The sequence below is a fragment of the Streptomyces sp. NPDC107517 genome, assembly GCF_055582645.1.
In genome coordinates, this window is record NZ_JBVJPM010000047.1 from 1 (window position 1) to 25,082 (window position 25,082).

Below are 25,082 nucleotides of genomic sequence, written 5' to 3' on the forward strand. Positions count from 1 at the left end.
CCACGGATTCCCGACCGAAACCTTTGCCGCGTAGCGGCACAGCAACGATCGAGAAGGCCAGAATCCTCGGGCTTCAGCCCGAGGAGCAAGTCAAGGAACGGCGCACAGGCAGCGGACGACCCGGGGCTTGTGCCCAGCAGATGAGGGCACCTTCTGCGACCACACACGGTGACACCACGACTGGCCTCACCGAGGAATACGCGACACCTCAACATGTGGGCCTACCAGTCCCGGCCGATGACTCCCGCGAGTTCGCGAAAACTGAAGGTGCTTCGGGCGGAACCCGCGGGTCCGATGCACTGATGTCAGGGGGTGGACCCGTGGGTTTGTAGTGAAGTCTCCGGGTTGGCCTCCAAGGGCCGTTCCAGGAGAGCGCGGGCGGAGTTCGGCACTTGAGAGGCGCACCCGCGCTGTTCTGCCAGCGGTGAATCCCGGCCCGGCCGGGCTCGACGGTCCCTACAGTCCGGTCTATGACGACGATTTCAACGCGCACGGTCGAGTACCCGGCCGACGGCCTGACGATGATCGGGCACCTCGCGCTCCCGGCCGGTGTCGACCGCCGGCCCGCAGTCTTGCTCGGGCCCGAGGGGATGGGTCTCAGCGACGTAGAGCGCCGCCGGGCCGATGCCCTGGCTGAGCTGGGATACGTGGCGCTGGCGTTCGACCTCCACGGCGGGCGCTATCTGGGCGACCCCGAGGAGATGCTGGCCCGTTGTATGCCGCTGCTCGCCGACCCCGACCGGATGCGGGGCATCGGCCACGCGGCGCTCGACGTGTTGCGCGCCGAACCGCGGACCGACCCCGACCGGATCGCCGCCGTCGGCTACGGCACAGGGGGTGCCATCGGGCTGGAACTCGGGCGCGACGGCGTCAACCTGAGCGTGATCGGGACAGTCAACGCACTGACCACAGGCCGGCCGGGCGAAGCTGCGCGCATTCGCTGCCCGGTGTGGGCCGGGGTCGGGTCGGAAGACCCGATCATGCCGCCCGCGCAACGGGACGCGTTCACCGCCGAGATGCAGGCCGCAGGCGTCGACTGGCGCCTCGTGGTCTACGGCGGCGCCTTGCACGCCTTCCACCACCCGCCGGTCGACCACCCCGTGGTCCCCGGCGTCGGCTACCACCCCCGGCACGCGCAGCGAGCCTGGCGCGACGTCGTCGACCTGCTCGCCGAGAACCTGCCCGTGACGGAGTGATCTGGCCAGTCCAAGCTCTGCCACCTGCTGACCAGCTCTTAGCGATACCACGGCAGGTTTCTGGCGTATTCCGGTCCTACCTCCCGTAAACCCCACGAGCCGAGACCGCGGCCGGTGTGGAAGTCCTGGCCGGCGTGGGCTCATGTGCTCAGGCGAGCCGCACTGGCGCGGTGCTCGGACCCCGAGTCAGGCCCTCTATTTCCTTGTGACGCTGCCACGCCGGTCGGCCCGTCGCCCACGGCCACTGTGTCCGTTGCGCGGTCTGTCGAGGTGTCGATGACCGAGAGGGTGTCCGAGTCGAAGTTGCTGACGTAGACCAGGGAGCCGCCCGGGCTGACAGCGAGGCCGTTGGGGCCGTCTCCCACGGCGACGGTGTCGGTGACGGCACGGCCGCGGGTGCTGATCACGGACACGTTGTCCGAGCCGACGTTGGCGACGTAGACCTGGCGGCCATCCGGGCGCACCCCGATTCCCGCAGGCTGGTCCCCGACCGGGATGCGGTCCGATTCCGCACCGTCGTGCACGTCGACCACCGACACGTCGTCCGAGGCCAGGTTGGAGACGTACAGGTGCCGGCCGTCGGGGGTGAGCACCACAGCGGTCGGTCCGCTGCCGACGGGGATGGTGCCGGTGACCGCTCCGGTGGAGGTCCGGACCACTGAGACGGTGCCGGACGCGGCATTGGCGACGTACAGGGTGCATCCGTCGGGTGTCACCGCCACGCCCAGCGGGGCATCGCCCACCGCGATGGTGTCCGTCACGGCACGAGTGCGGGCGTCGATCACCGACACGTTGTCCGACCCGACGTTGGCGACGTAGACGTTTTGGTCGTCAGGAGAGACGGTCACTCTGCTCGGTTCATCCCCGACGGCGACGGTGGCGATGACCCTCCGGGTACGGGCGTCGATCACCGATACGGTGTCCGACGCGGAATTGGTGACGTAGACGCGGGAGCCGTCCGAGGTGACGGCCACGCTGTCCGGTCCGTCCCCGACGGAAACGCTGCCCACGACGCTGCCGGTGCCGGAGTCGACGACCGACACCGTGTCGGAGTGGAGGTTGGCGACGTAAACGAGGGCATCGGGCCGCGAGGACAGCCCGGCTGCCGGCGTCCCGACGGCTGCGCCGGCCAGGCTTCCCGGTCCCATCAGCGCTGCAGTCACACCCAGCACCACGGCTGCTCGCTGCCCCATTTCCTGATGTCTCGTCATGGGGCCACGCTAGGGCTCCAGAGCGGAAAGCCACGTGAGGCTCACGCTCAGGCTGACCGAACGGCACACCGTCCACCGGAAGCCACTTACGACGACTCCGTCCTGACCGGCCGCACCCAGCGCAACCTCACCCAGAGCACAACGGCGCCTGCTACGACAACAACCAGTGCGCCGCCGACCATTGGCCACGTATACCTGGGTGCCAATCCGGTCACACCCCTCACGCATGTCTCTTCGATGGGTTGGTCAGTTGAGCGGATGTGTCCGTCCGATCAGTGATCACAGGTCCTCGGTCGACGACACGGGAGAGTCGACAACACAGGAGAGGTGTTGTCTGTCCACGGAATCGACCTCGATCGCTCGCTCGACCTGCCTGGGGACCGGGAGGAGCGGATCGCCCGCGACCTCACGCTCGTCGAGGAGCTGCGTAGCACGGCCTTCGAGGGTCCGCGCTACACAGCGTTCGAGAATGACCTGGCGCGCGATGCATTCCTCAGGTTCAAGGGCATGCTGCGCACCGGATCCCTGATCACGGATCACCCGCGCAACAGGATCACTTCAAGGGTGCGCGGACCGTGTACCCCTTCGACACGGTCGAGTTCGATGTCGCTGGTCGCGGAGGGTCCCGAGATCCAGGTCAGCGGGCGGGTCGGGTCGAGCCGTTCGAGGGCCTGGGGGACGGAGGAGACGACCTGGTCCGGTACGCGGACGACGCAGATGTGGTGGTCGGGGATCAGGGTGACGCGGCGGCGGCCCTGGTCCGGGCTACCGTCGAGCACGATGGTGCCGGTCTCGGCGATGGCGACGGCGCAGGCGGTGACGACGCTGTCGACCTGGTCGAGTGTGGCAGGGGTGCTTTGCGCATCGTCGGCCACCCGTGTCTGGCGGGTCCGTGTCAGCCACTCCTCGGGCAGCCCGCTCGGGACCACCACCGACCGGGACCCGTGCTCGGTGAGCAGCCGTGCCACGGTCGCGGCCAATTCGCCCGCGGTGCACCGGTGCACGATCGCCCGGTAGTCGGCGAGGTTCTCGGCGAGGAGTTCCACGGTCTGTGTGGTGGTGCGGTCGCCGTGTTCGTGCAGGTAGTCGCGGTCGATGTCCGTGTCGTGCGTCGTCGGGGCCCCGGCCGGGCCGCCGAGCGCTCTGCGAACCCGGTCCAGGATGACGTCCCTGCTGCTCACTTGCTTGTGTCCTTTCCGCTGTCTCCGCCGTTGGTCCGCTGCCACCAGTCGCGGAAGGATTCCGCCGGGACCTTCGGGAGATCCCGCGTCGCGGTCCAGGCCTTGCCGGGGCCGGGCAGCGTACGCGGGTGGAAGCGGCGGGTACGGGCGGCAAGACGCTGTCCGGTGGCGAGGGCGGTCGGGTGGGTGAAAGCCCAGCGGGCGGCGCGCATCGCGGCGCGTTCGCCGGCGTGTCCCTTGGCGGGCTTGAGGGTGACTTTGGCGCCGCGCCTGGTCACTTCGCCGCCCTGGACGACCCGCTCGCGCAGGTGGACCAGCACCTCGGGGATGTCGATGGCGACCGGGCAGACCTCGTAGCAGGCGCCGCACAGACTTGAGGCGTAGGGGAGTGAGGCGTCGATCTCGCTTGCCGTACCCCTCAGTTGGGGGCTGAGGATGGCACCGATGGGGCCGGGGTAGACGGAGCCGTAGGCATGGCCGCCGGCCCGCTCGTAGACCGGGCAGACGTTCAGGCAGGCCGAGCAGCGGATGCAGCGCAGGGCCTGGCGGCCGACCTCGTCGGCGAGGGTGTCGGTGCGGCCGTTGTCGATCAGCACCAGATGGAACGTCTGCGGGCCGTCGGAGTCGGTGGTGCCGGTCCACATCGAGGTGTAGGGGTTCATGCGCTCGGCCGTCGAGGAGCGCGGGAGCGTCTGCAGGAAGACCTCCAGATCGCGCCAGGCCGGCACGATCTTCTCGATGCCGACGACGGAGATCAGCGTCTCGGGCAGGGTCAGGCACATCCGCCCGTTGCCCTCGGACTCGACGACGACCAGGGTGCCGGTCTCGGCGACCATGAAGTTCGCCCCCGAGATGCCGACCTTGGCACGGAGGAACTTCTCGCGCAGGTGCAGGCGGGCCGCCTCGGCCAGCTCGGCCGGGGTGTCTGTCAGCCCGTCCGGGGCCGGGCGGCCCCACTCGCCCATCTCCTTGGCGAAGATGTCGCGGATCTCGCCGCGGTTGCGGTGGATGGCGGGCACGAGGATGTGGGAGGGGCGGTCGTGGCCGAGCTGCACGATCAGCTCGGCGAGATCGGTCTCGTAGGCGGCGATCCCGGCTTCTTCGAGTGCTTCGTTGAGGCCGATCTCCTGGGTGGCCATCGACTTGACCTTGACCACCTCGCTCTCGCCGGTCTCCCGGACCAGGCGGGTCACGATCCGGTTGGCCTCGTCGGCGTCGGCGGCCCAGTGCACGGTACCGCCCGCGGCCGTCACCGACTCCTCGAGCTGGACCAGATAGTGGTCGAGATGATGGAGCGTGTGGTCCTTGATCTGTTTGCCGGCCTCGCGCAGGTGCGCCCAGTCGTCCAGCTCGGCGACGGCCTTGGCCCGCTTGTCGCGGATGGTGTGGGTGGCGTGCTTGAGGTTGGCGCGCAGGGTGGTGTTCCGTACGGCGTCGTGCGCGGCCTTCGGGAAGGCCGGCATCCCGACGAATGTGCCACTCATGACAGGGGCTCCTCTTCCGTGCTCGCCAGGATCTCCGCGATGTGCACCGGGCGCATGCCGACCTTCAACCGGGTCATGGTGCCGCCGATATGCATCAGGCACGAGTTGTCCGCGGCGCACAGCACATCGGCCCCTGTCGAGGCGGCATGGCGGACCTTGTCCGCACCCATCGCAGCCGACACATCCGAGTTCTTCACGGCGAAGGTGCCTCCGAAGCCGCAGCACTCCTGCGCCCCCGGCAGCTCGACCAGCTCAAGTCCCTTGACTGCCTTGAGGAGTTGGGTGGGGCGCTCCCCCAGGCCCAGGGAGCGCAGGCCGTGGCAGGTCGGATGGTAGGTCACCTTGTGCGGAAAGTGGGCGCCGACATCGGTCACGCCGAGCAGGTCGACCAGGAACTCGGTCAGCTCGTACGTCTTCGGGATCACCGGTGCCAGCGTCGTCGCGAGACCGTCGCCACGGCCCTCCGCGTGGGCCCGCTCGCCCATCCTCGGGTAGAGCTCGCGCACCATCGCCGCGCACGATCCGGACGGCGTGATGATCGCGTCGTACTCGCCGGAGGCGAGTCCAGGCCCGAAAACATCGGAGTAATGCCGGGCCAGTGGTTCGGCCTCACGCCGGTAGCCGGTGTTGTAGTGCGGCTGCCCGCAGCAGGTCTGGGCGGCCGGGAAGTCCACCTCCACGCCCAGCCTGGTCAGGAGCTTCACCACGGCACGGCCCGTGTCCGGGTACAGCGTGTCGTTGACACAGGTCAAAAAGAGCGCGACACGCATCGTGGCCCCTTCGTCTCGTTGCGCATGTGATCAGTCACGGATGCGTTCGGCTCCGGATCGGGTAAATGGGCGGTTCGTCGGGCCGGTCAGTTCGGTCACGCCGGCAGGACGTCGCCGTTGGTCTGCGGATTCTCTATGATTGGTGGCATGGGGAACAAGATTCAACAGGATGTGCCCACCAGTCGGGTATATGAGGCCATCAAAGCAATGGTCATGGACCATGGCATCGCCCCTGGGGCCCGGGTGGGCATCGAGGCGCTGGCCCGTCAGCTCGATGTGTCGGCGACCCCGGTACGGGAGGCCCTGGCGCGCCTCGAGTCGGAGGGTCTCGTGGTCAAGCGGCCGAACGCCGGCTACCGGGCGACCGACCTTCTCGACCCGGACGCCCTGCGCGACCTGTTCGAGATGCGGCTGCTTCTGGAGCCGCGAGCCGCGTCACTCGCCGCGGAGAACGCGACCGACGCGGACCTTCAACTGCTGCGGGACATCGTCGAAAAGACGCGCCACCACCCCGACACCGGCGAGAGTTACGCGGTCTACCATCGCTTCGCCCTGCTGGACCAGGAGTTCCACGACACGCTCGCGCGGGCTGCGGGGCGGCCGTTGCTCGCGGACGCGGTGAACCGGCTCCATGCCCATCTGCACCTGTTCCGCCTCACCAGCGCGCCGGGAGCGGCCGACACCACGATCGACGAGCACGAGCAGATCCTGGACGCGCTGGTGCGGCGTAACCCGGAACGAGCGGCGGAGGCGATGGCGGCGCATCTGCGCTCCAGCCGCGTCCGGCATCGGCCGGACACCCCGCCCCAGCCCCCGCGGGCGCGCACTCCCTGAACGGCATTCGCCGCACGAGGCGCACGCCCGCGGGACCCCGAAGGTCACTGCGGGCGCAGCCGCAGTCCCTGCATGCCGCCGTCCACCGCAAGGTCCGTGCCGGTCGTGGCGCCGGAGAACGGGCTGGCCAAGTAGGCGACCGCGTGGGCGACTTCGGCGGCGCTGACCAGCCGGCCGCTGGGCTGGCGGGCCGCCAGGGCGGCCCGCTCGCCCTCCGGGTCGTCCGCCATGGACAGCAGACGGTTCACCCAGGGCGTGTCCGCCGTGCCGGGATTCACGCAGGTGACGCGGATGCCCTCGCGCAGATGGTCGGCCGCCATGGCGCGCGTCAGAGCCAGGACCGCGCCCTTGCTCGCCGAGTAGAGGGCGCGCTGGGGCAGACCGGCGGTCGCGGCGATCGAGCACATGTTGACGATCGCCGCGTGCCCTTCTCCGCCGGCGGCTGCCTTGCGCAGAGCAGGCAGGGCCGCCGTTGTCACGCGGGCGATGCCGACGACGTTGACGTCGAGCACCCGGTGCCATTCGTCGGGAGCGTTGTCCTCGACGGTGCCCTGGGCCCCCATCCCGGCGTTGTTGACCAGGACGTTCACTGCGCCCAGGCGGTCCGTCACCGTGTCGATGGCCACACGCACAGCCGCGTCGTCCGTCACATCGCAGCGCACATGCAGGAACGGCTCGTCCGATTCGGCCAGGTCGAGCACGGCCACCTCGGCACCGCGCGCATGCAGTTCACGCGCGGTGGCCAGGCCGATGCCGGACGCTCCGCCGGTCACCACAGCCACCAGGCCCGCGTACTCAGGGAGGTGCTGTGTCATCGGAGCCTTCTCGTCGGTCATCGGTTTCCCTCCGCGGCCATGGTCTGGCGCTGCTTTCCGAGCCCTTCGCCCTCCAGCTCCACGACGTCCCCGTCACTCAGGTAGGGGAAGCGGCCGGACAGGGCGACTCCCTCGGGAGTGCCGGTAAGGATCAGGTCGCCGGGCTCCAGAGTCATGAACTGGCTGAGACGGTAAAGGATTTCGGGTACGGAGAAGATCAGGTCGGCGGTGCTGGAGTCCTGGCGCTCCTCCCCGTTGACCCGGCTGCGCAGCTGTACCGCCGCGGGGTCCAGGGCGTCGGCGGTGACCAGCCACGGCCCGACCGGCGTGAACGTGGGCGCGCACTTGCCCTTGGACCACTGGCCTCCCGAGGTGTGCAGCTGCAGTTCGCGTTCGGAGACGTCGTTGACGAGGACGTACCCGGCGATGTGGGCGGCGGCGTCGGCGGGCGAGTCGAGGTAGCTGGTGCGCCGTCCGATCACGACACCGAGCTCGACTTCCCAGTCCGTCATGGTGCTGCCCCGGGGGATGGTGACCGGGTCGTCGGGGCCGACCACCGTGTTGGGGTGCTTGAGGAACACGACCGGCTCGGTGGGCGGTTCGGCGCCGGACTCCGCCGCGTGCTTGGCGTAGTTCATGCCGACGCAGACGACCGCGGTGGGCCGGCAGACCGGCGGGCCGAAGCGCAGGCCTGCTGCGTCCGGGAGTTCCGGCAGGGCGGTCACGTCGAGTGCGGGCAGGCCGTGTTCGAGGAACTCCGGCGTCACGTCCGAGGTCACACCGCGCAGATCGAGTACGCGGTCGCCGTCGAGGACGACGGGAATCTCCTGGCCTGGACGGCCGAGGCGGGCGATACGCATGATGCCTTTCCTGAAAGCCTTCCTGAGGAGCTTTCCTGAGAGTTGGTTCAGCGGTAGGTGCCGGTCGAGGCACGAAGTTCGGTGACGGTCGTCGCGGCCAGGTCGCGGCCTCGCGTCTCGGGTCCCAGGGCCACCGCGGCGGCGCCGACGACGCAGGAGGCGACGACGAACAGGGCGACGCCCCAGGAACGATCTCCCGCCGCGGCGACCAGGGCGACAGCGATGAGCGGGGTCAGCCCGCCCGTGACGGCGCCGGCCACCTCCCGGTACAGAGCAAGGCCGGTGAAGCGGGAGCGCGCCGTGAACAGCTCGCTGTAGTAGGCGGCCTGCGGAGCGAACATGCAGCCCACGCCGATGCCCATGCTCACCACGACGACCAGGGTGACGCCGAGCGAGGTGTGCACGTGGTCGATGACCCAGAAGTACGGGAAGACGAAGGCGGCGGAGAAGACGGTGCCGGCCAGGGCCACCGGCCTGCGGCCGACGCGGTCGGTGAGCCATCCGAAGAATGGCAGAGACAGGGCCGTCACCGCCGTGCCGACCGTGACCGCTATGGGTCCCGTGGAACTGGACATCTTGAGGGTGTCGGTGAGGTAGGCAGCCAGGAACGTCAGGTTCAGGTACGCGACCACGTTCTGCGCAGTCTGCAGGCCGAAGACGACCAGGCCTGCCTTCCATTCATGACGCACGACGTCCCGCACCGGCGAGACCTCCGTCGTCTCCGCGCGCTCCTGCGCCGCCTCGAAGGCGGGGCTCTCCGACAACCGCAGCCGGATGAACAGAGCCACCCCGATGACCAGCACGCTGGCCGCGAACGGGATCCGCCAGCCCCAGGCGAGGAACTGGTCTTCGGGAAGCTGAGTGACCAGCGCGAAGGCGCCCGACGCCATGAGAATGCCGATGTAGACGCCGACGCTCGGCGCTGCCCCGTACAGGCCGCGCCGCCGCGGTTCGGAGAACTCGGCCGCGAGGATGGCGGCCCCGCCGTACTCGGCGCCGGCGCCGAGCCCCTGGATCGCGCGCAGAACGACCAGCAGGATCGGGGCGAGCACACCCACTTGCCCGTACGTCGGGACGAGCGCCATGCCGACGGTCGAGGCGCCCATCACCAGCAGGGTGAGGACCAGGACACGCTTACGGCCGAACAGGTCGCCCAGGCGGCCGAAGATGACACCGCCGAGCGGCCGCACGAAGTAGCCGATGGCCAGCGTGCCGAACGAGGCGAAGAGCGACGCCGTGGCGTCGAAGGAGGGAAAAATGATCTTGTTGAAGACGAGGGCCGCGGCGGTGCCGTAGAGGTAGAAGTCGTACCACTCGAGGGCAGAGCCCACGAGCGAGGCGAGCAGGACTCTACGGCGGTGCGCGGCCGCCGTCTGGGCGGGCTTGACCGTAGTCAGGGTGGACATCGTCGTCCTCCGGTGTGCTGAAGCGGACAGCGGGACGGGACCAGTGAATTGCGGGGAGACGTTGAAGCGACGTGCGAGGGGGGACGTTGAAGCGACGTGCAAGGGGGGACGTTGCAGTGACGTGCAAGGGGGAAGCGGCGGCCTGAGTCAGGCGACGCGGCGGGCGTCGATCGCGTCGCGGTCCCAGGCGATGCCGAGACCGGGCTCGGACGGGGCGTGCGCGAGGCCGTCGGCGATGCGCAGCTGCCGCGTCGTCACGGCGCGGAGCTGCGGGATGTACTCGACGTAGCGGGCGTTGGGCACGGCGGCGGTGAGGCTGACGTGGATCTCCATCAGGAAGTGCGGGCAGACCTCGACGTTGAACGCCTCGGCGAGGTGGGCGACCTTCAGCCACGGTGTGATGCCGCCGATCCGGGACACGTCGGGCTGCACGATCCCGGCGGCGCCGCGTTGCAGGTACTCACGGAAGTGGCCCAGGGAGTACATGGACTCGCCGACCGCCACCGGGACGGTCGTCGAGGCGGCGAGCCGCTCGTGCCCGGCCACGTCATCGGCGGGCAGCGGCTCCTCCATCCAGCCGATGTCGTACGGCTCGAGGAGCGCGGCACGGCGCACGGCCTCGGCGGCGGTGAAGGCCTGGTTCGCGTCGACCATGATGTCCAGGCCGGGTCCGACGGCCTCGCGCACGGCCCGGATGCGGGCGGCGTCCTCGCCAGGGGTCGGCTTGCCCACCTTGATCTTCACACCGGAGAAACCCTGCTCACGCGCCTGGAGGGCGCCCGCGACCAATTCGTCCTCGGTGAGCTGGAGCCAGCCGTGCTCCGTGTCGTACACCGGAACCGCCGACCGGTGCCCGCCGGCGACGCGCCACAGCGGCTCGTCCGCCCGCAGACAGCGCAGATCCCACAGGGCGAGATCCACCGCTGCCAGGCCGAGAGCGGTGATCGCGCCGACCATCGTGGCGCGCGTGCTGTTGTACATCGTCCGCCAGGCACCCTCGATCTCGCGGGAGTCGTGGCCGATGAGCGAGGGCAGCAGATGCTCACGCAACATCGCGAGCACCGCCCGGCCGCCGGTGCCGATCGTGTACGAGTATCCGGTGCCGGTCAGGCCTTCTTCCGTCGTCACTTCGACGAAGAGGGTCTCCTGCTTGAGGAAGGCTTGGGACGCGTCGGTGCGCACCGTCTCCACCTCGATGTCGACGAGGTAGGCCTCCGCCTTGATCACTTTCGCCACTGCTGTTCTCCAGCTCTGTACTTACGGTCACTTGACGTCGTTGCGTCGCATTGCCGCGGTTGTCCCGGTCGGCACGCGACAGCTGAGCGCTGCTCCCCTGCCCGCCTCATGGCGCGATGCGGCTCAGTGGTCCGCGCCGTCCAGCGCCGCGACGAGCGCCAGGACGGCCGCGCACAGCGGGACTGCGATCCCGTGCGTGCGCGCCTTGCGGACCACGGCCCCCAGGAGCCCGTCGTGCTCCATCGGCCGGCCGGCCAGGCGGTCGGCGAGCATCGACGAACCGGCCCCGGGCGGACGGGCATCGATCCACGCCAGGACGTCGTCGACGGCGTCGTCGGGCAGCCGAGCGCCTTCGGCCCGGCCCACGGCGGCCACTTCGCCGAGCATGGCGGCCGCGAGGTCCCGTACGGACGAGTCCTGGAAGACCTCGACGCGGCGGGAGGTGAGGGCGGTGACGGGGTTGGCGACAGCGTTGACCATCAGCTTGTGCCAGGCCGCGGTGGTGAAGTCGGCGACCACCTGCACGCCGAGCCCGGTCCGCTCGAGGAGCGGGTGAGCACGGCGCCCGGGAGCGTCGTCACCGACGACCAGACCCGCCCCGTCCTGCCGGATCCCGACCCGGCCTCTCCCCAGCCGCTCGGCGTTGAAGTGGACGAGGGCGGGCACCACCTGACCGCCCGCGACGTGCGGCGACAGCCAGTCCCGGTGCTCGACACCGTTCTGCGCGACGACCACCACGGTGTCGCGATCGACCAGCCCTTCCAGCCAGGCACGTGTCGCGTCGCGCTGATGCAGCTTGGTCGCCACGACGACCCAGCGAAAGGGGCGCACCCGTGCCGGGGCGTCCTGCCAGTCGACCGCCACGGTCCGGATGCCTTGAAGATCGGTCAGCTCGATTTCCGCTACGGCCGCCGATCCGGATCGCCCGCAGAGTGTGACCGGATGCCCCTCCAGGGCCAGTCGCGACGCCAGCGCGAGGCCGACAGCTCCCGGCCCGACGATCGCGACCGGATCCGGACCGGTCGGCTCGCTCCCATTTACACCCACGGCCAACCCATTTCATATAGGAACTGCGCTCGGCCGAAAGAATGCTATAGATTCCACGCGAAGACAACCCTCGACCGATACCAATCAAGTCACCGGCGAGAGTGCCGTCACCGAGGCGGTTCACCCGCCCGCAAGGCCTACGCCGCCCGCCAGTGGTCCGCGCCCACAGGCGTGCCACGCCGCCCCGGTCGAGGGCAGCAGCGGCCACTGACGCCTTCGACCGCCGGTGAGGCGGCCATCAGGCGAGCGCGGCGGCACCGTGCTGCACGGTCTTGCCGGGGCTTCATCACTCCAGCCGTGCCGAAAGTGGCACACCCGTGCTGGGGCGTCCTGCCAGTCGACCGGCACGGACCGAATCGCGCGGACCTCAGGCACCCGTAGCGGCGGAGCCTCTGCGGAAGGCCAGGGCACCGATCGGCAGCAGGGCGAGGGCGGCGAGGACCAGACCGGCCAGGGAGGGGCCCTTCAGGTCCAGGCTGGAGGCGAGGGCGAGGCCGCCGATCCAGGAGCCGGTGGCGATGCCGACGTTGAACCAGGACGTCGCGAGGGCCATCGGGAGCGAGCGGTCGGCTCCGGCGATGCGGACGACCTGGCCGACCAGGATCGGGTTGGCGATGATGCCGAAGAAGCCGAGCAGCACGATCAGGGCGACGGCCACGACGCTGCTGGTCGCCCACAGGGTGATCACGCCGAGGAGCAGGGCGGTCAGCAGGGCGGCGGGGAGCACGGTGGTCCAGGGGTTCTTGGCGTCGCCGCGACGGCCGCCGAGGGTGGTACCGGCCAGGGCGCCGACGCCGTAACCGAGCATCGCGCGAGGGACCCGGTGGACGCAATGAGGTCAAGGGCCACCCCCCGGCTGGTCACCTCCAGCCCGGAGTCGTACGAGGTAGCCGTCCAGCAACCGCCGCAAAGGACACACCATAACTGCCCCTCCGGAGCCATCGACGAAGAGTGCTGGGCGACACGACCACGTGTGAGCGGCAGGTCCCAGGCACCTTAGATCCTTCCTCTTCTCTTCTTCCGAGGTGATGCGCGGCTCGTGACCAAGGACAGAGGTCGGCGTACGGGACAATGCCGAGGTCGTCGCACGTGTTGGAGTCCGTCATGTATCAGCCGCCCAGAGAGTCCCTCGTCGACGAGACCGATCTCGCACTGGTGCATGCCCTGCAGATCGCGCCGCGCGCGCCGTGGACGGCCGTCGGACAGGCCTTGGACATCGATCCGATGACCGCGGCCCGACGCTGGGCGCGACTGACTGATGCCGGGTGCGCGTGGGTCACCTGCTATCCAGCCGATGTCGACCTGCATGAGATGAGCAGCGCGCACATCCAGGTCGACTGCACCGCGGGAGCGGCCGAACAGGTCGGGCGGACTCTCGCCGCGTCGGTGCACGCCGTTACCGTCCAGCACACGACCGGCGGCAGCGGGCTGCTGCTCACGGTGCTCATGCCCGAGCTGTCCGACCTCTCGCGCTATCTGCTGGAATACCTGGGTGAGGTGCCCGGCGTACGCGCCACCCGCACCTATGTGTCGACGAAGCTGTTCGCGGAGGCCAGCCACTGGGAACTGCGGGCCCTGGACGCGCAGCAGCAGGCCGCACTCGCTCCCCATCGCCCTGCCCGGGCGCCTGAGGCATCGGCGGCGCGGCCGATGGCGGAACTCGACCGAAAGCTGAGCACAGCGCTCGGCGAGGACGGCCGGCGGACCGCGACGGAGCTCTCCCACCGGCTCGGGGTGAGCGAGTCGACCGTGACCCGTCGGCTGCGGCGGCTGCTGTCCGACGGGCGTCTGGTGCTGCGTGCCGAAGTGGCCCAGCCCTGGTCGGGTGTGCCGGTGACGCTGAATCTATGGGCGCTGGTACGTCCCGACCGTCTGGAGCGGGCCGGTGCCGTCCTGCGGAATCTGCCGGGGCTGCGGCTGTGCACGGCGCTGACCGGCGGTCCGGCGAACCTGCGGATCGAGGTGTGGCTGCGCTCGGTCGCCGAGGCGAGCCGCCTCGAGGCGGAGATCATGCGCCGCGAGCCGTCCCTGGAGATCGTCGACCGTTCACTCGCTCTGCGCTTCATCAAGCGCATGGGCCGCCTGCTGTCGCCGGACGGCCGCGGCGTCGGCGCGGTACCGCTGGATCTGTGGAGTGATCCGATCCCGGCCCGGCCGCGGACACCGGAGCTCGGAGACTGACCGTACGGCGCACGAATCCCACACCTGCAGCCCTCTCTTCGCGGAAATCCAGCATTGGGCGGCCCATGGCGTCGCTGCCGCACACGATGCCTGCATCCCCCGCCCGCCTGTCAGTGAAGAGGAGATGGCCGTGCCGAAGGATGCCGCGCAGGCGCTCACGACCGGTTCACCGGGAAGCGCAGGACGCACCCTGCCACCGGGCCTGCTGGTCGCCCTGCTCGTGTACGTGGAAATCAGCAGCGGTGTCATCCAGGGCTCCATCTCGCCGGTACTGCCCGCGCTCGGGCAGCGGCTCGGTGTCGACGCTGCCGGGCTGAACTGGGTGAGCATCTGCCAGCTGCTCGCCTCAGCAGCGTGCGTGCCGCTCCTCGCCCAGCTCGGTGACCTTTACGGCCACCGGAAGCTGCTGCGGATCACCGTCGGCTGCGTCGCGGCCGGAACCGTACTGGTGGCGCTCGCCCCCAACTACCCGCTGCTGCTCGCGGGCCGGGTCCTCGAAGGCTTTCTCGCGGTGTGGCTGGCCCTGGAGTTCGCCATCGTCCGCGACCGGCTCCCCCAGGAGCGCACTGCGCCCGCGATCGCCAAGCTCACCGGCGGACTTGTCCTCGGTGTCTCCCTGGGCACGCTCCTCGCCGGCCTGGTGTCGCGGGTGAGCGACGACCCGCGGGTGGTGCTCGCAGTGCCGGCCGTCCTCACACTGTCCTGTCTGCCGATCGTGTGGCGCTGGGTGCCGGACTCCGACACCCGTAAGCGCGAGCGCGCTGACGTACTCGGCGCGGTGCTGCTCACCCTCGGTCTGGGCGCCCTGCTCGTCGGCCTGTCGCAGGGGCAGCGCCTCGGCTGGACCTCGCCCGGCTTCCTCGCGCTCGTCGTGGGCGCCGTGGTGGCTCTCGGCCTGTGGGCCAGGGTGCAACTGCACCGTGAGCACCCCATGGTCGACCTGCGGTTCACCGTCCGCCGCGACGTCCTTCCGCTGTATGTCGTCGCGTTCGCCATCGGTGCCGCCCTGTTCGGTACCCAGTCTGCGCTGTCGACGTTCACCGCCGCGGACCCCGCGCTCGGCTACGGCTTCGGCTACGCCACCCTCGGCATAGCGCTGGTCACGCTGCCGGTCGGCCTGTCGCAGTTCGTCGGCTCCTATGTGTTCGGCGGTGCGGTGAACCGGTTCGGCGGGCGCGGGATCATCGCGGCCGGCTTCGCGCTCGCCGCCGTCGGCTATCTGCTGCTCGCCTGGGCCCACAGCCAGGCATGGCAGGTCGTCGTCGCCAATGTCGTCGCGGGCATCGGCGTCGGCGTGGTCATCGCCGGACTGCCGACCGTCCTGGTGGCTGTCACGCCGAAGGAGAAGACCGGTGTCGCCACCGGCGTCTACCAGGTCAGCCGCAATGTCGGCGGCTCGACGGCCGGCGCCGTGTTCGCCGCGGTGCTCTCCGGAGTGACGGTGGCGGGCGGCGGCGCGCCGTCGGAGGGCGCGTACCAGGTCGTCTGGCTGATCTGCGCCGGTCTGCTCGCGGCCGGCTGCTGGATCATCGCTCTGCCCGCCCGCGGCCGTGGCACCGTACCGGCTGCCGCCACCGCCTGACAGAACCCCCTTCGCAGAAAGCCGTTCATCATGCACCTCACCTCCCACAAGGCCACCGTCCAGCAGCGCGTCGACGAGTGGGCCGGTGAACTGCACCGGCTGAGCCGGGAGTTGCACGCCGACCCCGAAGTCGCCTTCGAGGAACACCGTTCGGCGGCCCGGGTGCAAGAACTTCTGGCGCGGGCGGGATTCGAGGTCGAGTCCGGCACGGCAGGTCTGGACACCGCCTTCACCGCGGTGGCCGGGCCCGCCGACGCCGATCTGACGGTGGGTCTGTGTCTGGAGTACGACGCCCTGCCGGAGCTCGGACACGCCTGCGGGCACAACGTGATCGCGGCCTGCGGCGCGGGCGCCGCCATCGGTCTGGCCGCGGTCGCCGAGCAGCTCGGTATACGGGTCCAGGCAGTGGGCACACCCGCGGAGGAGGGCGGCGGCGGCAAGATCCATCTGCTGCGCGGCGGCGCCTTCGACGATGTGTCCGTAGCGCTCATGGCCCATCCGTCCCAGGGCGACGAGATCGGCAGCGGTTCGCGGGCCTCGCGCCATGTCCAGGTCACCTATCACGGGCGGGCGGCGCACGCGGCGGCCGCGCCCCAGCACGGAGTCAACGCCGCGGACGCCGCTGTACTCGCCCAGACCGCGATCGGGCTGCTGCGCCAGCAGCTCCCCGACGGAATCCGGGCGCACGGCATCGTGACCGAGGGCGGTACCCGCAGCAATGTGATCCCTGCCCGCACCCGGATGAGCTGGCAGATCCGCGCCGACACCCTGGCTGAGCTGGATGAGCTGTGGCCGCGGATCCGGGCCTGCTTCGAGGCGGGAGCCCTCGCGACCGGCTGCGAGCTGGAGCTGTCGGAGCCCACCCCCGCGTACGCCGAACTCCGCCAGGACGCCTGGCTCACCGATGCCTACGCCGCCAACATCGGTGCACGCGGCCGCAGTCCACGCCGTACCGCCTCTGTCGGCGCTTCCACCGACATGGGCAACATCACGCATCTGATGCCGGCCATCCACCCTGGCATCGGCTTCCACTGCGACACCGCCCCGCACACCCCCGAGTTCGCCGTCGCCGCCGCTTCCCCGGCCGCCGACGCGGCGGTCCTGGACGCCGCGACCGCCCTGGCCTGGACCGCCGTCGACCTGTGCGCCGACCCGGAGCAGCGGGATCGGGTACTGGAGGCGCACCGTCGGCGCCGCGCGGAATCGGCGGAGAAGTCGACGGCCAGCTGACTCGGCTCCTCACTGAAGTCCTGCTCCGGCCGACAGCCGCTGCCCGGCGCCCCTCGGGATCCGCGTGGTCAGGGTCGACCCGATAGCGGGCCCCGGCATCGGGCCTCACCTCGCCCACCAGCCGCCTCGCACGGGTAGCGCCTGCCGAGTGCAGCCTGCCTTCGAGATACAGGTGGGCCTTGACGTTGCCGGACGACTGATTCTGCCAGTGCCTGACGTCGACGGCGTAGACCGTCTCCCGGCCGTCGTCTCCTGTCAGTCGCAGCTGGAACAGTGCCCGAAAAGGCGGCTGCCACCAGCAGAAAGGCTTCAACTCCCGCCCGTCTCCGGGCATGACCCGCTGTAAGGCACGACGGTTCCTCCACTCCTTGAGTATGGGCCCGCCCCTTACTCGCTACTTGTTCGGTTCCGCCGCGCAGGCGAGGTCCTCGGCCGGGCGCTGTCCGTCGGTCAGGAACGCGGTCACCGTGTTGTTCGCGCACCTGTTGCGGCCGAACGGGTAGACGCCGTGTCCACCCTGGTCGGCTGTGACCATCGTGGCCCGGTCGCCGAAGGCCCGGCGCAGCTTCCTGGCGCCGACCAGGGGGGTTCCCGGGTCGCGTTCGTTCTGCACCATCAGTACGTTCGCGGGGCCGCGGTCGCCGATCCGCACTGGCGGCTCGATCCGGTTGTCCGGCCAGTACGCGCAAGGCTTGATGTTGGCTGTGATCCCGCCGAGCATCGGGTACTTCAGCCGGTCGATCGCGGCATTGCGCTGGTAGTCGCGGACCTTGCCGGGCCAGCGTGAGTCACCGCAGGTCACGTACAGGTGACTGGCCAGGAAGTTCTCCGAGATCGGCAGCGGAGGATCCGGCAGTGGTTCCCCCTCGTCCAATGCCTGCCATTCCTTGGCCAGTTGGGGCAGGAGGCCATCGACGTAGAGGCGGTCGAAGGTCACTCCGCGCAGCAGCGCTCCGTCGGTGCCGTCGACCGGTTGGGCGTCCAGGTGTTTCGCGAGTTCGTAGAACTTGGCGGTCACCTGCTTCGGTGTGGTGCCCAGGCCGTACTCGGGGTGCGCGGCCGCGTACGCCGCGAAGTCCGGGAACCGGTCCTGCATGCCACGGCCGAGCAGGCGGAAGCTCGTCAGGCCGTAGCCACCGGGGACCATGTTGCTGTCGAGCACGATCCGGTCGCCGCGGCCCGGGAACAGCGTCGTGTACACCGCGCCGAGGTAACTGCCGTAGGAGGCACCGAGGTAGGAGGCCTTCGACTCGCCCAGCGCCGTCCGGATCCGGTCCATGTCGCGCGCGGTGTTCGCGGTGGTGGTGTGCCGCAGCATCCACGCCGTCCGTGACGTGGCGCACTGTTCGGCGATGGTCCGCGCGTATGGCGCCTCCTTGGCGACGTCGGCGGCGGTGTGAGCGTAGGACGGGAAGTTGCCCCGGGCCTGCTGCTCTGGTGTCAGGTCGCAGGTGACCGGGGTGCTGCGGCCGACGCCGCGCGGGTCGAAGCCGATCAGGTCGTAGGAGTCGACGACGTCCTTCGGCAGCCCGGCGCCGGCGAGGACGGCCGGGTAGTCGAGCCCGGAGCTGCCGGGGCCGCCTGGGTTGGTCAGCAGCACACCGCGGCGCTTCGAGGGGTCCTTGCTCGTCAGGCGGGACACGGCGATCTCGATCTGCCGGCCATCGGGATCGCGGTAGTCCAGCGGGACGTCGAGCGTCGCGCACTGCAGACGGGACACGCCGGCGGTCTGCGACGCGGTGTTCTGCGGACAAGCGCCCCACCGCAGGCGTTCCGGCGTGGCCCTCACCGTGTCCGGAGTTTCCGCCGCCGGCGCTCCCGACATCGCCGTCGCCGCGACCGCGGTGGCGGCGAGGGCCAGGAACAAGATCTTGTGCATCTGGTGTCCTCCTGAGCAGGCGCCACGATGTCGCGCGCCGGAAGGGTCGGTTGACGGATACGAGTCTGTTCATCCGGCGTCACCGGCACATCGCCCCGTCGACCCGAGTCGCCTTCGACCAAAGTCGAAGGGGTGCTCCGCCTCAGGGTGTGGTCGGGAGTGTTCGAGAGGGCTGCTGCATCGGCCGCGCGTTTTCGCGACAATGATCGGATGGACACGGACGTCGCGCCACCACTCGGGGTGTGGCAGCAGACGTGGCGGCTGGTGGCGGCCGCGGCACTGGGCGGCGTCTTCTGGCTCGCCACCGGTGCGGCGCTGCCGCCAGGATGCGCGACCGGCACATGTTCCTGGTTCGTCACCGGTGATCCGCTGGTGGCACTCGGCTGCCTGACGGCGCTCCTGTGGCGGCGACGGGTCCCGTTCACGGTCGCCATGGTGGTTGCCATCGGTTCGGGCGCTTCGGCACTCGCCATCGGTGCCGCGCTTGTGGCCCTGTGCTCCCTCTCCACTCGGCGCCGGCCGGTGGAGATCTCAGTTGTCGCGCTCGTCTACGTGGCCGCGTCGCAATTCACCTCGGTGCTCTACTCGATCGAGAGCCCGCCCGGTTCGATCTGGCTCCAACTCGCGCTCCCGGCACTGAGCGCGGGCATCGCGGTGTCCATCGGCGTGGCCGTCGGTGCACGGCGCGTCGAGGTGCGGTCCTTGCGTGCGCGAGCCGAGAGCACGGACCGGGAACAGTCCGCACGGGCGGCACAGGCACGGGCCCAGGAACGGAACCGGATCGCCCGGGAGATGCACGACGTGCTTGCGCACCGGATCTCCCTGGTCGCCATGCAGGCCGGAGTCCTGGACCACCGCGGCGACCTGCCCACCGAGGAGAACCGGGCGCTGATCCGTGGCATCGCCGACGGCTCCCACCAAGCGCTGGAAGAACTACGAGATGTCCTCGGCGTGCTCCGCGCCGACCATGGCCACCCGGAACCGCCACCACCCTCCCTGGACCGGATCCCGGAGTTGGTGGCCGGCGCCCGCGCTCTGGGACTGGACGTCACGCTCACCACCTCAGTAACGGGGGAACCGTCCGACGTCGTGGGACGAACCTGCTACCGGGCCGTCCAGGAAGGACTGACCAACGCCGCCAAACACGCCCCCGGCGCCCACGTACACATCGCCGTCGAAGGAACAGCCGGCGACGAACTGTGCGTAAGCGTCCACAACTCCCCCGCCACCACGGTGATGACCGCTGAACCGCTGGCATCAGGCTTCGGCCTGCTCGGCCTCGCCGAACGCGTCACCCTCGCCGGCGGAGAGCTCAGCCACCATCCGACGCCCGACGGCGGGCACGTCCTCGCCGCGCGACTGCCCTGGCCGCACCACGGCCACGACCACGAAAAGAGAAGCTGAGTGGACGGCGAGCAAGAGCCGGTGCGTGTCGTCATCGTCGACGACGAACAACTGGTGCGCCTTGCCCTACGACTTGTCATCGACGGCGAGCCGGACCTGACCGTCGTCGCGGAGGCGGCCGACGGGGACGCCGCGCTCACCGTTGTGGACGAGCAGCGGCCGGACGTCGTGCTGATGGACATCCGGATGCCTGGCCGTGACGGTCTCAGCACCACCCGGGAACTCCTGAGCCAGCCGGCACCGCCCCGGGTACTCGTGCTGACCACGTTCGATTCCGACGACCTGGTGCTCGGCGCACTGCGCGCCGGAGCCCTCGGGTTCGTCCTGAAGGACACCCCGCCGGCCCGGATCCTCGACGCAGTGCGGGCTGTCGCGGACGGGAACCCCGTGCTGTCCCCGGTGGCCACGGCACGAGTGATCGCCGCAGCCACCGGGCCGCAGTCCGGCGTGGCTCGCCGCTCGTCCCGCGAAGCCGCGCGCGAACAGCTGTCCGCGCTGACCGTGCGAGAACTCGACACCGCTCGGGCCATCGCGGACGGTCTCGGCAACCCGGAGATCGCCGAGCGACTGCACATCAGCATCGCGACCGTCAAGGCGCACACAACAGGCCTGTTTGCCAAGCTGGCCGTCGAGAACCGGGTACAGATCGCGCTCCTCGTCCGTGACGCCGAGTAATGACCGGCTGCACGCAACACGCCACCCGGACGACCACCTCGGTTGTCGCGGTTGTCAGTAGACGTAACGGCTCACGGTCTCCGGATGGATGACGAGACGAACCCAGTCTGCGGCCAGGATCCCGGCGAGGTCGTCGGCACGGACCGGGCCGTCGAGGTTCCAGTAACGAGCGGCCAGGCGGACGGCCAGGTCCTGTGCTCCGTGGGGCTCCACCGTGGTGCGGCCGGCGTGAACTCGAGCGAGTTCCGGCGCACCGCCACCGCTTCCTCCCCGGCGGCTGAGCTGCCCGCTTGAAGATAGGGGCGTCGCGCGCCCCGAGGAAGGGAACTGCCCCGGCCGATGCGGCGTCCACTCCTGCGACAGGACGTACCCGAAGCGTCGCGCAGAAGCATGGAGGCGAGGCAACCGTGTGGGTTGCGTTGTTGCTGTTGGCGGGTCTCACCCTTCTCGGATTCGGCATCCATGAGGTCATGGTCCAGCGCCGCCTCCAGCGCGAGGGTATCCACGTCAGGGGGCTGGTGGTCCGCCACGAGGCCCGGGACGGCTCCGAAATGGGCAGTCCTCCCGTGTACTTCGCGATGGTCGAATTCCTCGATGCGCAGGGCGGTCGGCACACGTTCCAAGCCGGGTCATCGGGGGTCAAGGGCCTTCCCGTGGGCGGCGAGGTCCCGGTGCGTTACCTTCCCGAGGCTCCGAAGGCCGCGCGCATCGACCTCCTCGGGAGGCGGACGGTGGAGGTCGCGGCTCGTTTCGGGGCCGGCGTCCTGTTCACGGCCGGTGGGATCTGGATGCTCGCCACCGGTCGTTGAGCTTGTTCCCCGTACGGATGATCGTCGGCGTCGCCCATCTCGGCGATCCGGGACAGTGAGAATCCCAGGTCGACCAGGCGCTTGATGCGCAGCAGCCGGACCAGGTGGGCCACGGTGTACCGCTTGCGCCCGTTGACGCAGCGTTCGGGCTCGGCGAGCGTGCCTACCTCGTGGTGGTGCCGCGCGCGGCACAGTCAATCGCGAGCCGACGCTTCCGGACCAGCTTGACTGTGCCGCGACGGCACGGTGTCACCTGGTTCCGCCTGGCCGACGGCCGGCCACGCAGCGACTCCGGAGGAGACCATGAAGAAGATCGCCCTGCCCGCCGCGGCCACCGCGGCAGCGGCCGAGCTCGCGTGGACCGGTGCGCACGCCGCCCCCGTAGTCCGCCGCCCCCGCGGTGGCCGCAGCCGAGAACCCGGTGACGACAAGGACAACGACCGCGTCCCCAAGGGCGCGGCGTGGACCCAGCACTCCTTCCCGTCCTCGGACGACTCCGGCACCGAACTGCACGCCGACGTCCTGCTGCCCGAGCATCTGCCCCCCGGCAAGAAGGTGCCAGTAATCCTCTCCGTCGGCGCGTACTTCGGTCACTCCGGCGAGCTCACGGACGAGAAGTGGAAGCACACCGGCCCGTCCAACCGCTTCTACGACCTCGTCAAGGACGCGGACATCATCGCGTGCGGCAACGCCCTGGTACAGATAGACCTGCGGGGCTTCGGCGGGTCGAGCGGCTGCCTCGACTACATGGGCAAGGGCGAACAGGCCGACGTCGAGGCGGCGATCAACTGGGCGGCGAGACAGCCGTGGGCCACCGGCAAGGTCGGCATGTACGGCAAGTCCTACGACGCGACGACCGGCCTCGTCGGCAACAACCTGGACCAGAACGCGCTGAGGGCCTTCGTCGCGCGAGAGCCGGTCTGGGACATGTACCTCTCCGTTCGCTCCAACCGAGTGCCGCATCGTCCCCTTATTCCATCTCCCTTGCCCCAGTTTGCGGCCAGGGCCGCCCCGCTCAATGCTGCGCCCATGCTCATGGTCTGCGCGTTGTGGAACTTGGCGTGCGGCGGCCAGTGCGGGTTGTGAGTGTGGGTTTCGTTCCAGTCGAAGACGTAGCTCCCCACACCGCCCCACAGTGCGGTGACCGTCAGCAGGGCCTTACCGGTGGTGATTTTCGGCATCTGCTTCTCCTCTGCGTTCCTCGGCGTGTTCAGAAGTCGGCGGCGTGGTCCGCCGCCCAGATGTCGAACCCGGTCGCCGGACGGCCTGTGACCTGCGAGACGGTGTCGGTGGCGGGCGAGTTGCCGGCATCGGCGTCGTCGAGGAATTGCAGCACCGCTTCGGCCACATCGGCGGGCATGAACCGCGAGAACTGGGCCGAAGCCTCGTGGCGGGCGAGCTCGGTGACGGTGATGTCCTTGCCCGTGGCGGTCGAGATCGCAGCGACCTGGTCGCGCTGGCTCAGGCGCGCCGGGCCGGTCAGCAGACCGCTCACCTGTGGCGAGGTGCTTTCCGTCAGTGCCGCGACGGCGACTGCGGCGATGTCGCGCTCGTGGATCGGAGCGGTCAGGGCATCGGGCTTGTACAGGGCCACGGTGTTGCCGGCCTTGATCGGCCGGGCCCAGTTGAGCGCGTTGGCCGCCAGCACGAGCGGCCGCACCGGCACGACGGTCAGATCGGCTGCCGCCACCAACGCGTTCTCGATCGCCCGGTGCTCCTCGGTGATGGTGTTGCCCACCGAGGTCGGGTGGATCACGCTGCCCGAAGACATCAGCACGAGCTTCTCCACTCCGACGGCCCGGGCGGCAGCGATCACACCGTCCGTACCGTCATGGTGAGCGTAGAGAAAAACCTGGCGCACACCGGTGAACGCGGTGTGCAGACTGGCCGGGTCGCCCAGATCCGCGGCGCAGACCTCGACGTCAGCCGGGAACTGCCCGGGCTGCGGCTTGCGGGCCGAGGCACGTACCGGCAAGCCCCGATCACACAGAGCGCTGAGGACATACGTTCCGATGCTGCCGCGGGCGCCCATGACCAAGGTGGACGGGCTGTCGGAGTGAGACATAGAAAAAGCTCCATCACGCGTAGGGACTACGCGCCATGGAGCCGGAACCGGCATCAAGGCGTTCCGACGCTTCACCTCGACGTGGTCCAGCGTACGACATCCGACGGCATCCGCCCGACGAGACACCGTGGCTGGCGGGCAAGGCACAGACCCCCACCATGGAAGACCTGGAGGATCAGAACGGAAGGGTCCTGCCGTCGATCTCACGCCAGAAGGCGTGGACCCGTGCGTTGAACATGTGCGGGGACTCCTGGAACGGTTGGTGGGCTTCTTGCGCCATGACCTCGAAGCGGGCGCCCGGGATGGCATGGGCCACAATCTGGCCGAGCCGCGGCGGTGTGGCGATGTCCCTTTCACCGGCCAGGACGAGAGTCGGGGCGCTGATGGCGGGCAGCCGATCGAGCGTGTCGTGCCGCATGAATGGCTCCAGTTGGCGCTGGAAAGCCCCTGCGGCCTGCGGGTACGGGAAGGCGAGCGTCTCGTCGATGGCTCGCTGCACCGTGCCGTCGGCATGGGCGCGCGGTGAGTAGATCCACAGGAAAAACGCCTCCAGCATGGCGCGCTCGTCGGGCGCTTCCGTCACCAACCAGCGCCAGAAGCGGGTCATCGCGGCGACGTAGGCGTCCGCCCGTGCCCAGGTACTCAGGAGAACGAGGCTGCGCACGGCCTGAGAGTGACGCAGCGCCAGCTCCTGTGCGATCGCACTCCCGCCTGAAAAACCGGCTACATGCGCCCTCTCGATCCCGAGTTCCCGCAGCAGTCCAGCGGCGTCATCGGCCATCATGGCCACGGACATGGGCCCGTCGGGCAGCGGCGTCCGCCCAGCCCCTCGGTTGTCGAACGCGATGACCCGGTACCGGTCCGACAGCCCGTCGAGCTGTGCCTGCCATGCCTCTGCGGGAGCGCCCAGCCCCGCGATCAGCAGGACGTCGGGCCCGTGACCTCGGATCTCGGTCCAGATCGTGGTTCCGTTGGCTTCGACGTATTCACCCAAGGCAGACCTCCCGCCCCATCGTCTCCTCCCAGCTCCGCGATCCAGCAATGCCGCGCGGCACGCACCCTGAACGTGCTCGGTCTTCCGCCGCCGGAGCTCGCTACTTCAAACCGTCCCCGGAGGCGATAGCCGAGCTCACGACCCTGCTCGCTCCCGGCGATAGCAGCCGATGAGCCTCGTTCCTTGACCGTTCTCAGTGCTCACTGGGTGCGTCCCGCTCTCG

Annotated in this window: 23 protein-coding genes and 2 pseudogenes; 10 read left to right on the forward strand and 15 right to left on the reverse strand. The window is 69.7% G+C overall.

The features are described from left to right. Positions 1-470 precede the first annotated feature (470 nt). On the forward strand, positions 471-1,196 hold the full coding sequence (locus tag ACZ67T_RS42975) for a dienelactone hydrolase family protein (protein WP_469992104.1): 726 nt from the start codon (positions 471-473) through the stop codon (positions 1,194-1,196). 140 nt (positions 1,197-1,336) lie between these two features. On the opposite strand, the gene ACZ67T_RS42980 is transcribed toward ACZ67T_RS42975, so the two are convergent. The 4 genes from ACZ67T_RS42980 to ACZ67T_RS42995 form a co-directional block, all read right to left on the reverse strand. Further along, complete coding sequence (locus ACZ67T_RS42980) at positions 1,337-2,407, reverse strand: beta-propeller fold lactonase family protein (RefSeq protein WP_469992106.1); 1,071 nt, start codon at positions 2,405-2,407, stop codon at positions 1,337-1,339. A gap of 536 nt (positions 2,408-2,943) precedes the next feature. Then, entirely contained in the window at positions 2,944-3,588 is a 645-nt protein-coding gene (locus tag ACZ67T_RS42985) for a LutC/YkgG family protein (RefSeq protein WP_469992108.1), read from the reverse strand. Then, a complete protein-coding gene (locus tag ACZ67T_RS42990; protein WP_469992110.1) occupies positions 3,585-5,072 on the reverse strand; it encodes a LutB/LldF family L-lactate oxidation iron-sulfur protein in 1,488 nt (495 codons plus the stop codon). Before ACZ67T_RS42990 ends, ACZ67T_RS42985 begins: the two co-directional genes overlap by 4 nt. Further along, a complete protein-coding gene (locus tag ACZ67T_RS42995; protein ID WP_469992112.1) occupies positions 5,069-5,842 on the reverse strand; it encodes a (Fe-S)-binding protein in 774 nt (257 codons plus the stop codon). Before ACZ67T_RS42995 ends, ACZ67T_RS42990 begins: the two co-directional genes overlap by 4 nt. A 147-nt stretch (positions 5,843-5,989) precedes the next feature. Here ACZ67T_RS42995 and ACZ67T_RS43000 point away from each other — a divergent pair, with 147 nt between their 5' ends. Then, on the forward strand, positions 5,990-6,676 hold the full coding sequence (locus tag ACZ67T_RS43000) for a GntR family transcriptional regulator (protein WP_469992113.1): 687 nt from the start codon (positions 5,990-5,992) through the stop codon (positions 6,674-6,676). A gap of 44 nt (positions 6,677-6,720) precedes the next feature. Here the strand turns inward: ACZ67T_RS43000 and ACZ67T_RS43005 are convergent, their stop codons facing one another. From ACZ67T_RS43005 to ACZ67T_RS43030, 6 genes are all read right to left on the reverse strand, one after another. Next, the gene (locus tag ACZ67T_RS43005; RefSeq protein ID WP_469992115.1) at positions 6,721-7,512 is read right to left on the reverse strand and encodes an SDR family NAD(P)-dependent oxidoreductase; all 792 of its coding nucleotides are present in this window, start codon (positions 7,510-7,512) and stop codon (positions 6,721-6,723) included. Next, positions 7,509-8,351: a fumarylacetoacetate hydrolase family protein gene (locus tag ACZ67T_RS43010; RefSeq protein ID WP_469992117.1), complete on the reverse strand. Its 843-nt coding sequence runs from the start codon at positions 8,349-8,351 to the stop codon at positions 7,509-7,511. Before ACZ67T_RS43010 ends, ACZ67T_RS43005 begins: the two co-directional genes overlap by 4 nt. A gap of 47 nt (positions 8,352-8,398) precedes the next feature. Next, a complete protein-coding gene (locus ACZ67T_RS43015) occupies positions 8,399-9,757 on the reverse strand; it encodes an MFS transporter (protein ID WP_469992119.1) in 1,359 nt (452 codons plus the stop codon). A 147-nt stretch (positions 9,758-9,904) separates the two neighbouring features. Further along, a complete protein-coding gene (locus ACZ67T_RS43020; RefSeq protein WP_469992121.1) occupies positions 9,905-10,993 on the reverse strand; it encodes a mandelate racemase/muconate lactonizing enzyme family protein in 1,089 nt (362 codons plus the stop codon). A 123-nt stretch (positions 10,994-11,116) separates the two neighbouring features. Further along, entirely contained in the window at positions 11,117-12,040 is a 924-nt protein-coding gene (locus tag ACZ67T_RS43025) for a 2-dehydropantoate 2-reductase (RefSeq protein WP_469992123.1), read from the reverse strand. Between the two features lie 367 nt (positions 12,041-12,407). Further along, positions 12,408-12,848, reverse strand: a complete 441-nt coding sequence (locus ACZ67T_RS43030) for a hypothetical protein (protein WP_469992125.1) — start codon at positions 12,846-12,848, stop codon at positions 12,408-12,410. A gap of 296 nt (positions 12,849-13,144) precedes the next feature. Between ACZ67T_RS43030 and ACZ67T_RS43035 the strand changes: the two genes are divergently transcribed. The 3 genes from ACZ67T_RS43035 (at position 13,145) to ACZ67T_RS43045 (ending at position 17,033) form a co-directional block, all read left to right on the forward strand. Further along, positions 13,145-14,221 carry an Lrp/AsnC family transcriptional regulator gene (locus ACZ67T_RS43035; protein ID WP_469992127.1) on the forward strand — a complete coding sequence of 359 codons (1,077 nt, stop codon included), beginning with the start codon at positions 13,145-13,147 and terminating at the stop codon, positions 14,219-14,221. A gap of 130 nt (positions 14,222-14,351) precedes the next feature. Continuing rightward, positions 14,352-15,803, forward strand: a complete 1,452-nt coding sequence (locus ACZ67T_RS43040) for an MFS transporter (RefSeq protein WP_469992129.1) — start codon at positions 14,352-14,354, stop codon at positions 15,801-15,803. A gap of 30 nt (positions 15,804-15,833) precedes the next feature. Beyond that, positions 15,834-17,033 (forward strand): amidohydrolase, encoded by a 1,200-nt coding sequence (locus tag ACZ67T_RS43045; protein WP_469992131.1) that lies wholly within the window; start codon positions 15,834-15,836, stop codon positions 17,031-17,033. A gap of 394 nt (positions 17,034-17,427) precedes the next feature. On the opposite strand, the gene ACZ67T_RS43050 is transcribed toward ACZ67T_RS43045, so the two are convergent. Next, on the reverse strand, positions 17,428-18,912 hold the full coding sequence (locus tag ACZ67T_RS43050; RefSeq protein WP_469992133.1) for an alpha/beta hydrolase: 1,485 nt from the start codon (positions 18,910-18,912) through the stop codon (positions 17,428-17,430). A 210-nt stretch (positions 18,913-19,122) separates the two neighbouring features. On the opposite strand from ACZ67T_RS43050, the gene ACZ67T_RS43055 reads away from it, so the two are divergent. The 4 genes from ACZ67T_RS43055 (at position 19,123) to ACZ67T_RS43070 (ending at position 21,800) form a co-directional block, all read left to right on the forward strand. After that, entirely contained in the window at positions 19,123-20,316 is a 1,194-nt protein-coding gene (locus tag ACZ67T_RS43055; protein WP_469992134.1) for a sensor histidine kinase, read from the forward strand. Beyond that, positions 20,317-20,991, forward strand: a complete 675-nt coding sequence (locus ACZ67T_RS43060) for a response regulator (protein ID WP_469992136.1) — start codon at positions 20,317-20,319, stop codon at positions 20,989-20,991. Between the two features lie 84 nt (positions 20,992-21,075). Continuing rightward, on the forward strand, positions 21,076-21,285 hold the full coding sequence (locus ACZ67T_RS43065; protein WP_469992137.1) for a hypothetical protein: 210 nt from the start codon (positions 21,076-21,078) through the stop codon (positions 21,283-21,285). 113 nt (positions 21,286-21,398) lie between these two features. Continuing rightward, positions 21,399-21,800: a DUF3592 domain-containing protein gene (locus tag ACZ67T_RS43070; RefSeq protein WP_469992139.1), complete on the forward strand. Its 402-nt coding sequence runs from the start codon at positions 21,399-21,401 to the stop codon at positions 21,798-21,800. A gap of 47 nt (positions 21,801-21,847) precedes the next feature. On the opposite strand, the pseudogene ACZ67T_RS43075 reads toward ACZ67T_RS43070, so the two are convergent. Further along, positions 21,848-21,994 (reverse strand): annotated as a pseudogene (locus tag ACZ67T_RS43075) (MerR family transcriptional regulator); the annotation flags it as partial. Between the two features lie 109 nt (positions 21,995-22,103). Between ACZ67T_RS43075 and ACZ67T_RS43080 the strand changes: the two are divergent. Further along, a complete protein-coding gene (locus ACZ67T_RS43080) occupies positions 22,104-22,886 on the forward strand; it encodes a CocE/NonD family hydrolase (protein ID WP_469992140.1) in 783 nt (260 codons plus the stop codon). Here the strand turns inward: ACZ67T_RS43080 and ACZ67T_RS43085 are convergent. The 3 genes and pseudogenes from ACZ67T_RS43085 to ACZ67T_RS43095 form a co-directional block, all read right to left on the reverse strand. Then, a pseudogene (locus ACZ67T_RS43085) lies at positions 22,826-22,981 on the reverse strand (DUF6640 family protein); the annotation flags it as partial. The gene ACZ67T_RS43080 and the pseudogene ACZ67T_RS43085 sit on opposite strands and share 61 nt — an antisense overlap. A gap of 29 nt (positions 22,982-23,010) precedes the next feature. Then, complete coding sequence (locus ACZ67T_RS43090; RefSeq protein WP_469992142.1) at positions 23,011-23,832, reverse strand: NAD(P)H-binding protein; 822 nt, start codon at positions 23,830-23,832, stop codon at positions 23,011-23,013. A gap of 208 nt (positions 23,833-24,040) precedes the next feature. Beyond that, complete coding sequence (locus ACZ67T_RS43095; protein ID WP_469992144.1) at positions 24,041-24,859, reverse strand: alpha/beta fold hydrolase; 819 nt, start codon at positions 24,857-24,859, stop codon at positions 24,041-24,043. Between the last annotated feature and the right edge of the window lie 223 nt (positions 24,860-25,082).

What these genes read in the sequence shown, in the direction of transcription:
- ACZ67T_RS42995 (WP_469992112.1), bottom strand. Translation starts at nt 5,842, where the DNA reads ATGCGTGTCGCGCTCTTTTTGACCTGTGTCAACGACACGCTGTACCCG.
- ACZ67T_RS43045 (WP_469992131.1), top strand. Translation starts at nt 15,834, where the DNA reads ATGCACCTCACCTCCCACAAGGCCACCGTCCAGCAGCGCGTCGACGAG.
- ACZ67T_RS43065 (WP_469992137.1), top strand. Translation starts at nt 21,076, where the DNA reads ATGGATGACGAGACGAACCCAGTCTGCGGCCAGGATCCCGGCGAGGTC.
- ACZ67T_RS43090 (WP_469992142.1), bottom strand. Translation starts at nt 23,832, where the DNA reads ATGGGCGCCCGCGGCAGCATCGGAACGTATGTCCTCAGCGCTCTGTGT.
- ACZ67T_RS43010 (WP_469992117.1), bottom strand. Translation starts at nt 8,351, where the DNA reads ATGCGTATCGCCCGCCTCGGCCGTCCAGGCCAGGAGATTCCCGTCGTC.
- ACZ67T_RS42990 (WP_469992110.1), bottom strand. Translation starts at nt 5,072, where the DNA reads ATGAGTGGCACATTCGTCGGGATGCCGGCCTTCCCGAAGGCCGCGCAC.
- ACZ67T_RS43050 (WP_469992133.1), bottom strand. Translation starts at nt 18,912, where the DNA reads ATGCACAAGATCTTGTTCCTGGCCCTCGCCGCCACCGCGGTCGCGGCG.
- ACZ67T_RS43080 (WP_469992140.1), top strand. Translation starts at nt 22,104, where the DNA reads ATGAAGAAGATCGCCCTGCCCGCCGCGGCCACCGCGGCAGCGGCCGAG.
- ACZ67T_RS42980 (WP_469992106.1), bottom strand. Translation starts at nt 2,407, where the DNA reads ATGACGAGACATCAGGAAATGGGGCAGCGAGCAGCCGTGGTGCTGGGT.
- ACZ67T_RS43000 (WP_469992113.1), top strand. Translation starts at nt 5,990, where the DNA reads ATGGGGAACAAGATTCAACAGGATGTGCCCACCAGTCGGGTATATGAG.
- ACZ67T_RS43015 (WP_469992119.1), bottom strand. Translation starts at nt 9,757, where the DNA reads ATGTCCACCCTGACTACGGTCAAGCCCGCCCAGACGGCGGCCGCGCAC.
- ACZ67T_RS43005 (WP_469992115.1), bottom strand. Translation starts at nt 7,512, where the DNA reads ATGACCGACGAGAAGGCTCCGATGACACAGCACCTCCCTGAGTACGCG.
- ACZ67T_RS43055 (WP_469992134.1), top strand. Translation starts at nt 19,123, where the DNA reads ATGGACACGGACGTCGCGCCACCACTCGGGGTGTGGCAGCAGACGTGG.
- ACZ67T_RS42975 (WP_469992104.1), top strand. Translation starts at nt 471, where the DNA reads ATGACGACGATTTCAACGCGCACGGTCGAGTACCCGGCCGACGGCCTG.
- ACZ67T_RS43035 (WP_469992127.1), top strand. Translation starts at nt 13,145, where the DNA reads ATGTATCAGCCGCCCAGAGAGTCCCTCGTCGACGAGACCGATCTCGCA.
- ACZ67T_RS43030 (WP_469992125.1), bottom strand. Translation starts at nt 12,848, where the DNA reads ATGCTCGGTTACGGCGTCGGCGCCCTGGCCGGTACCACCCTCGGCGGC.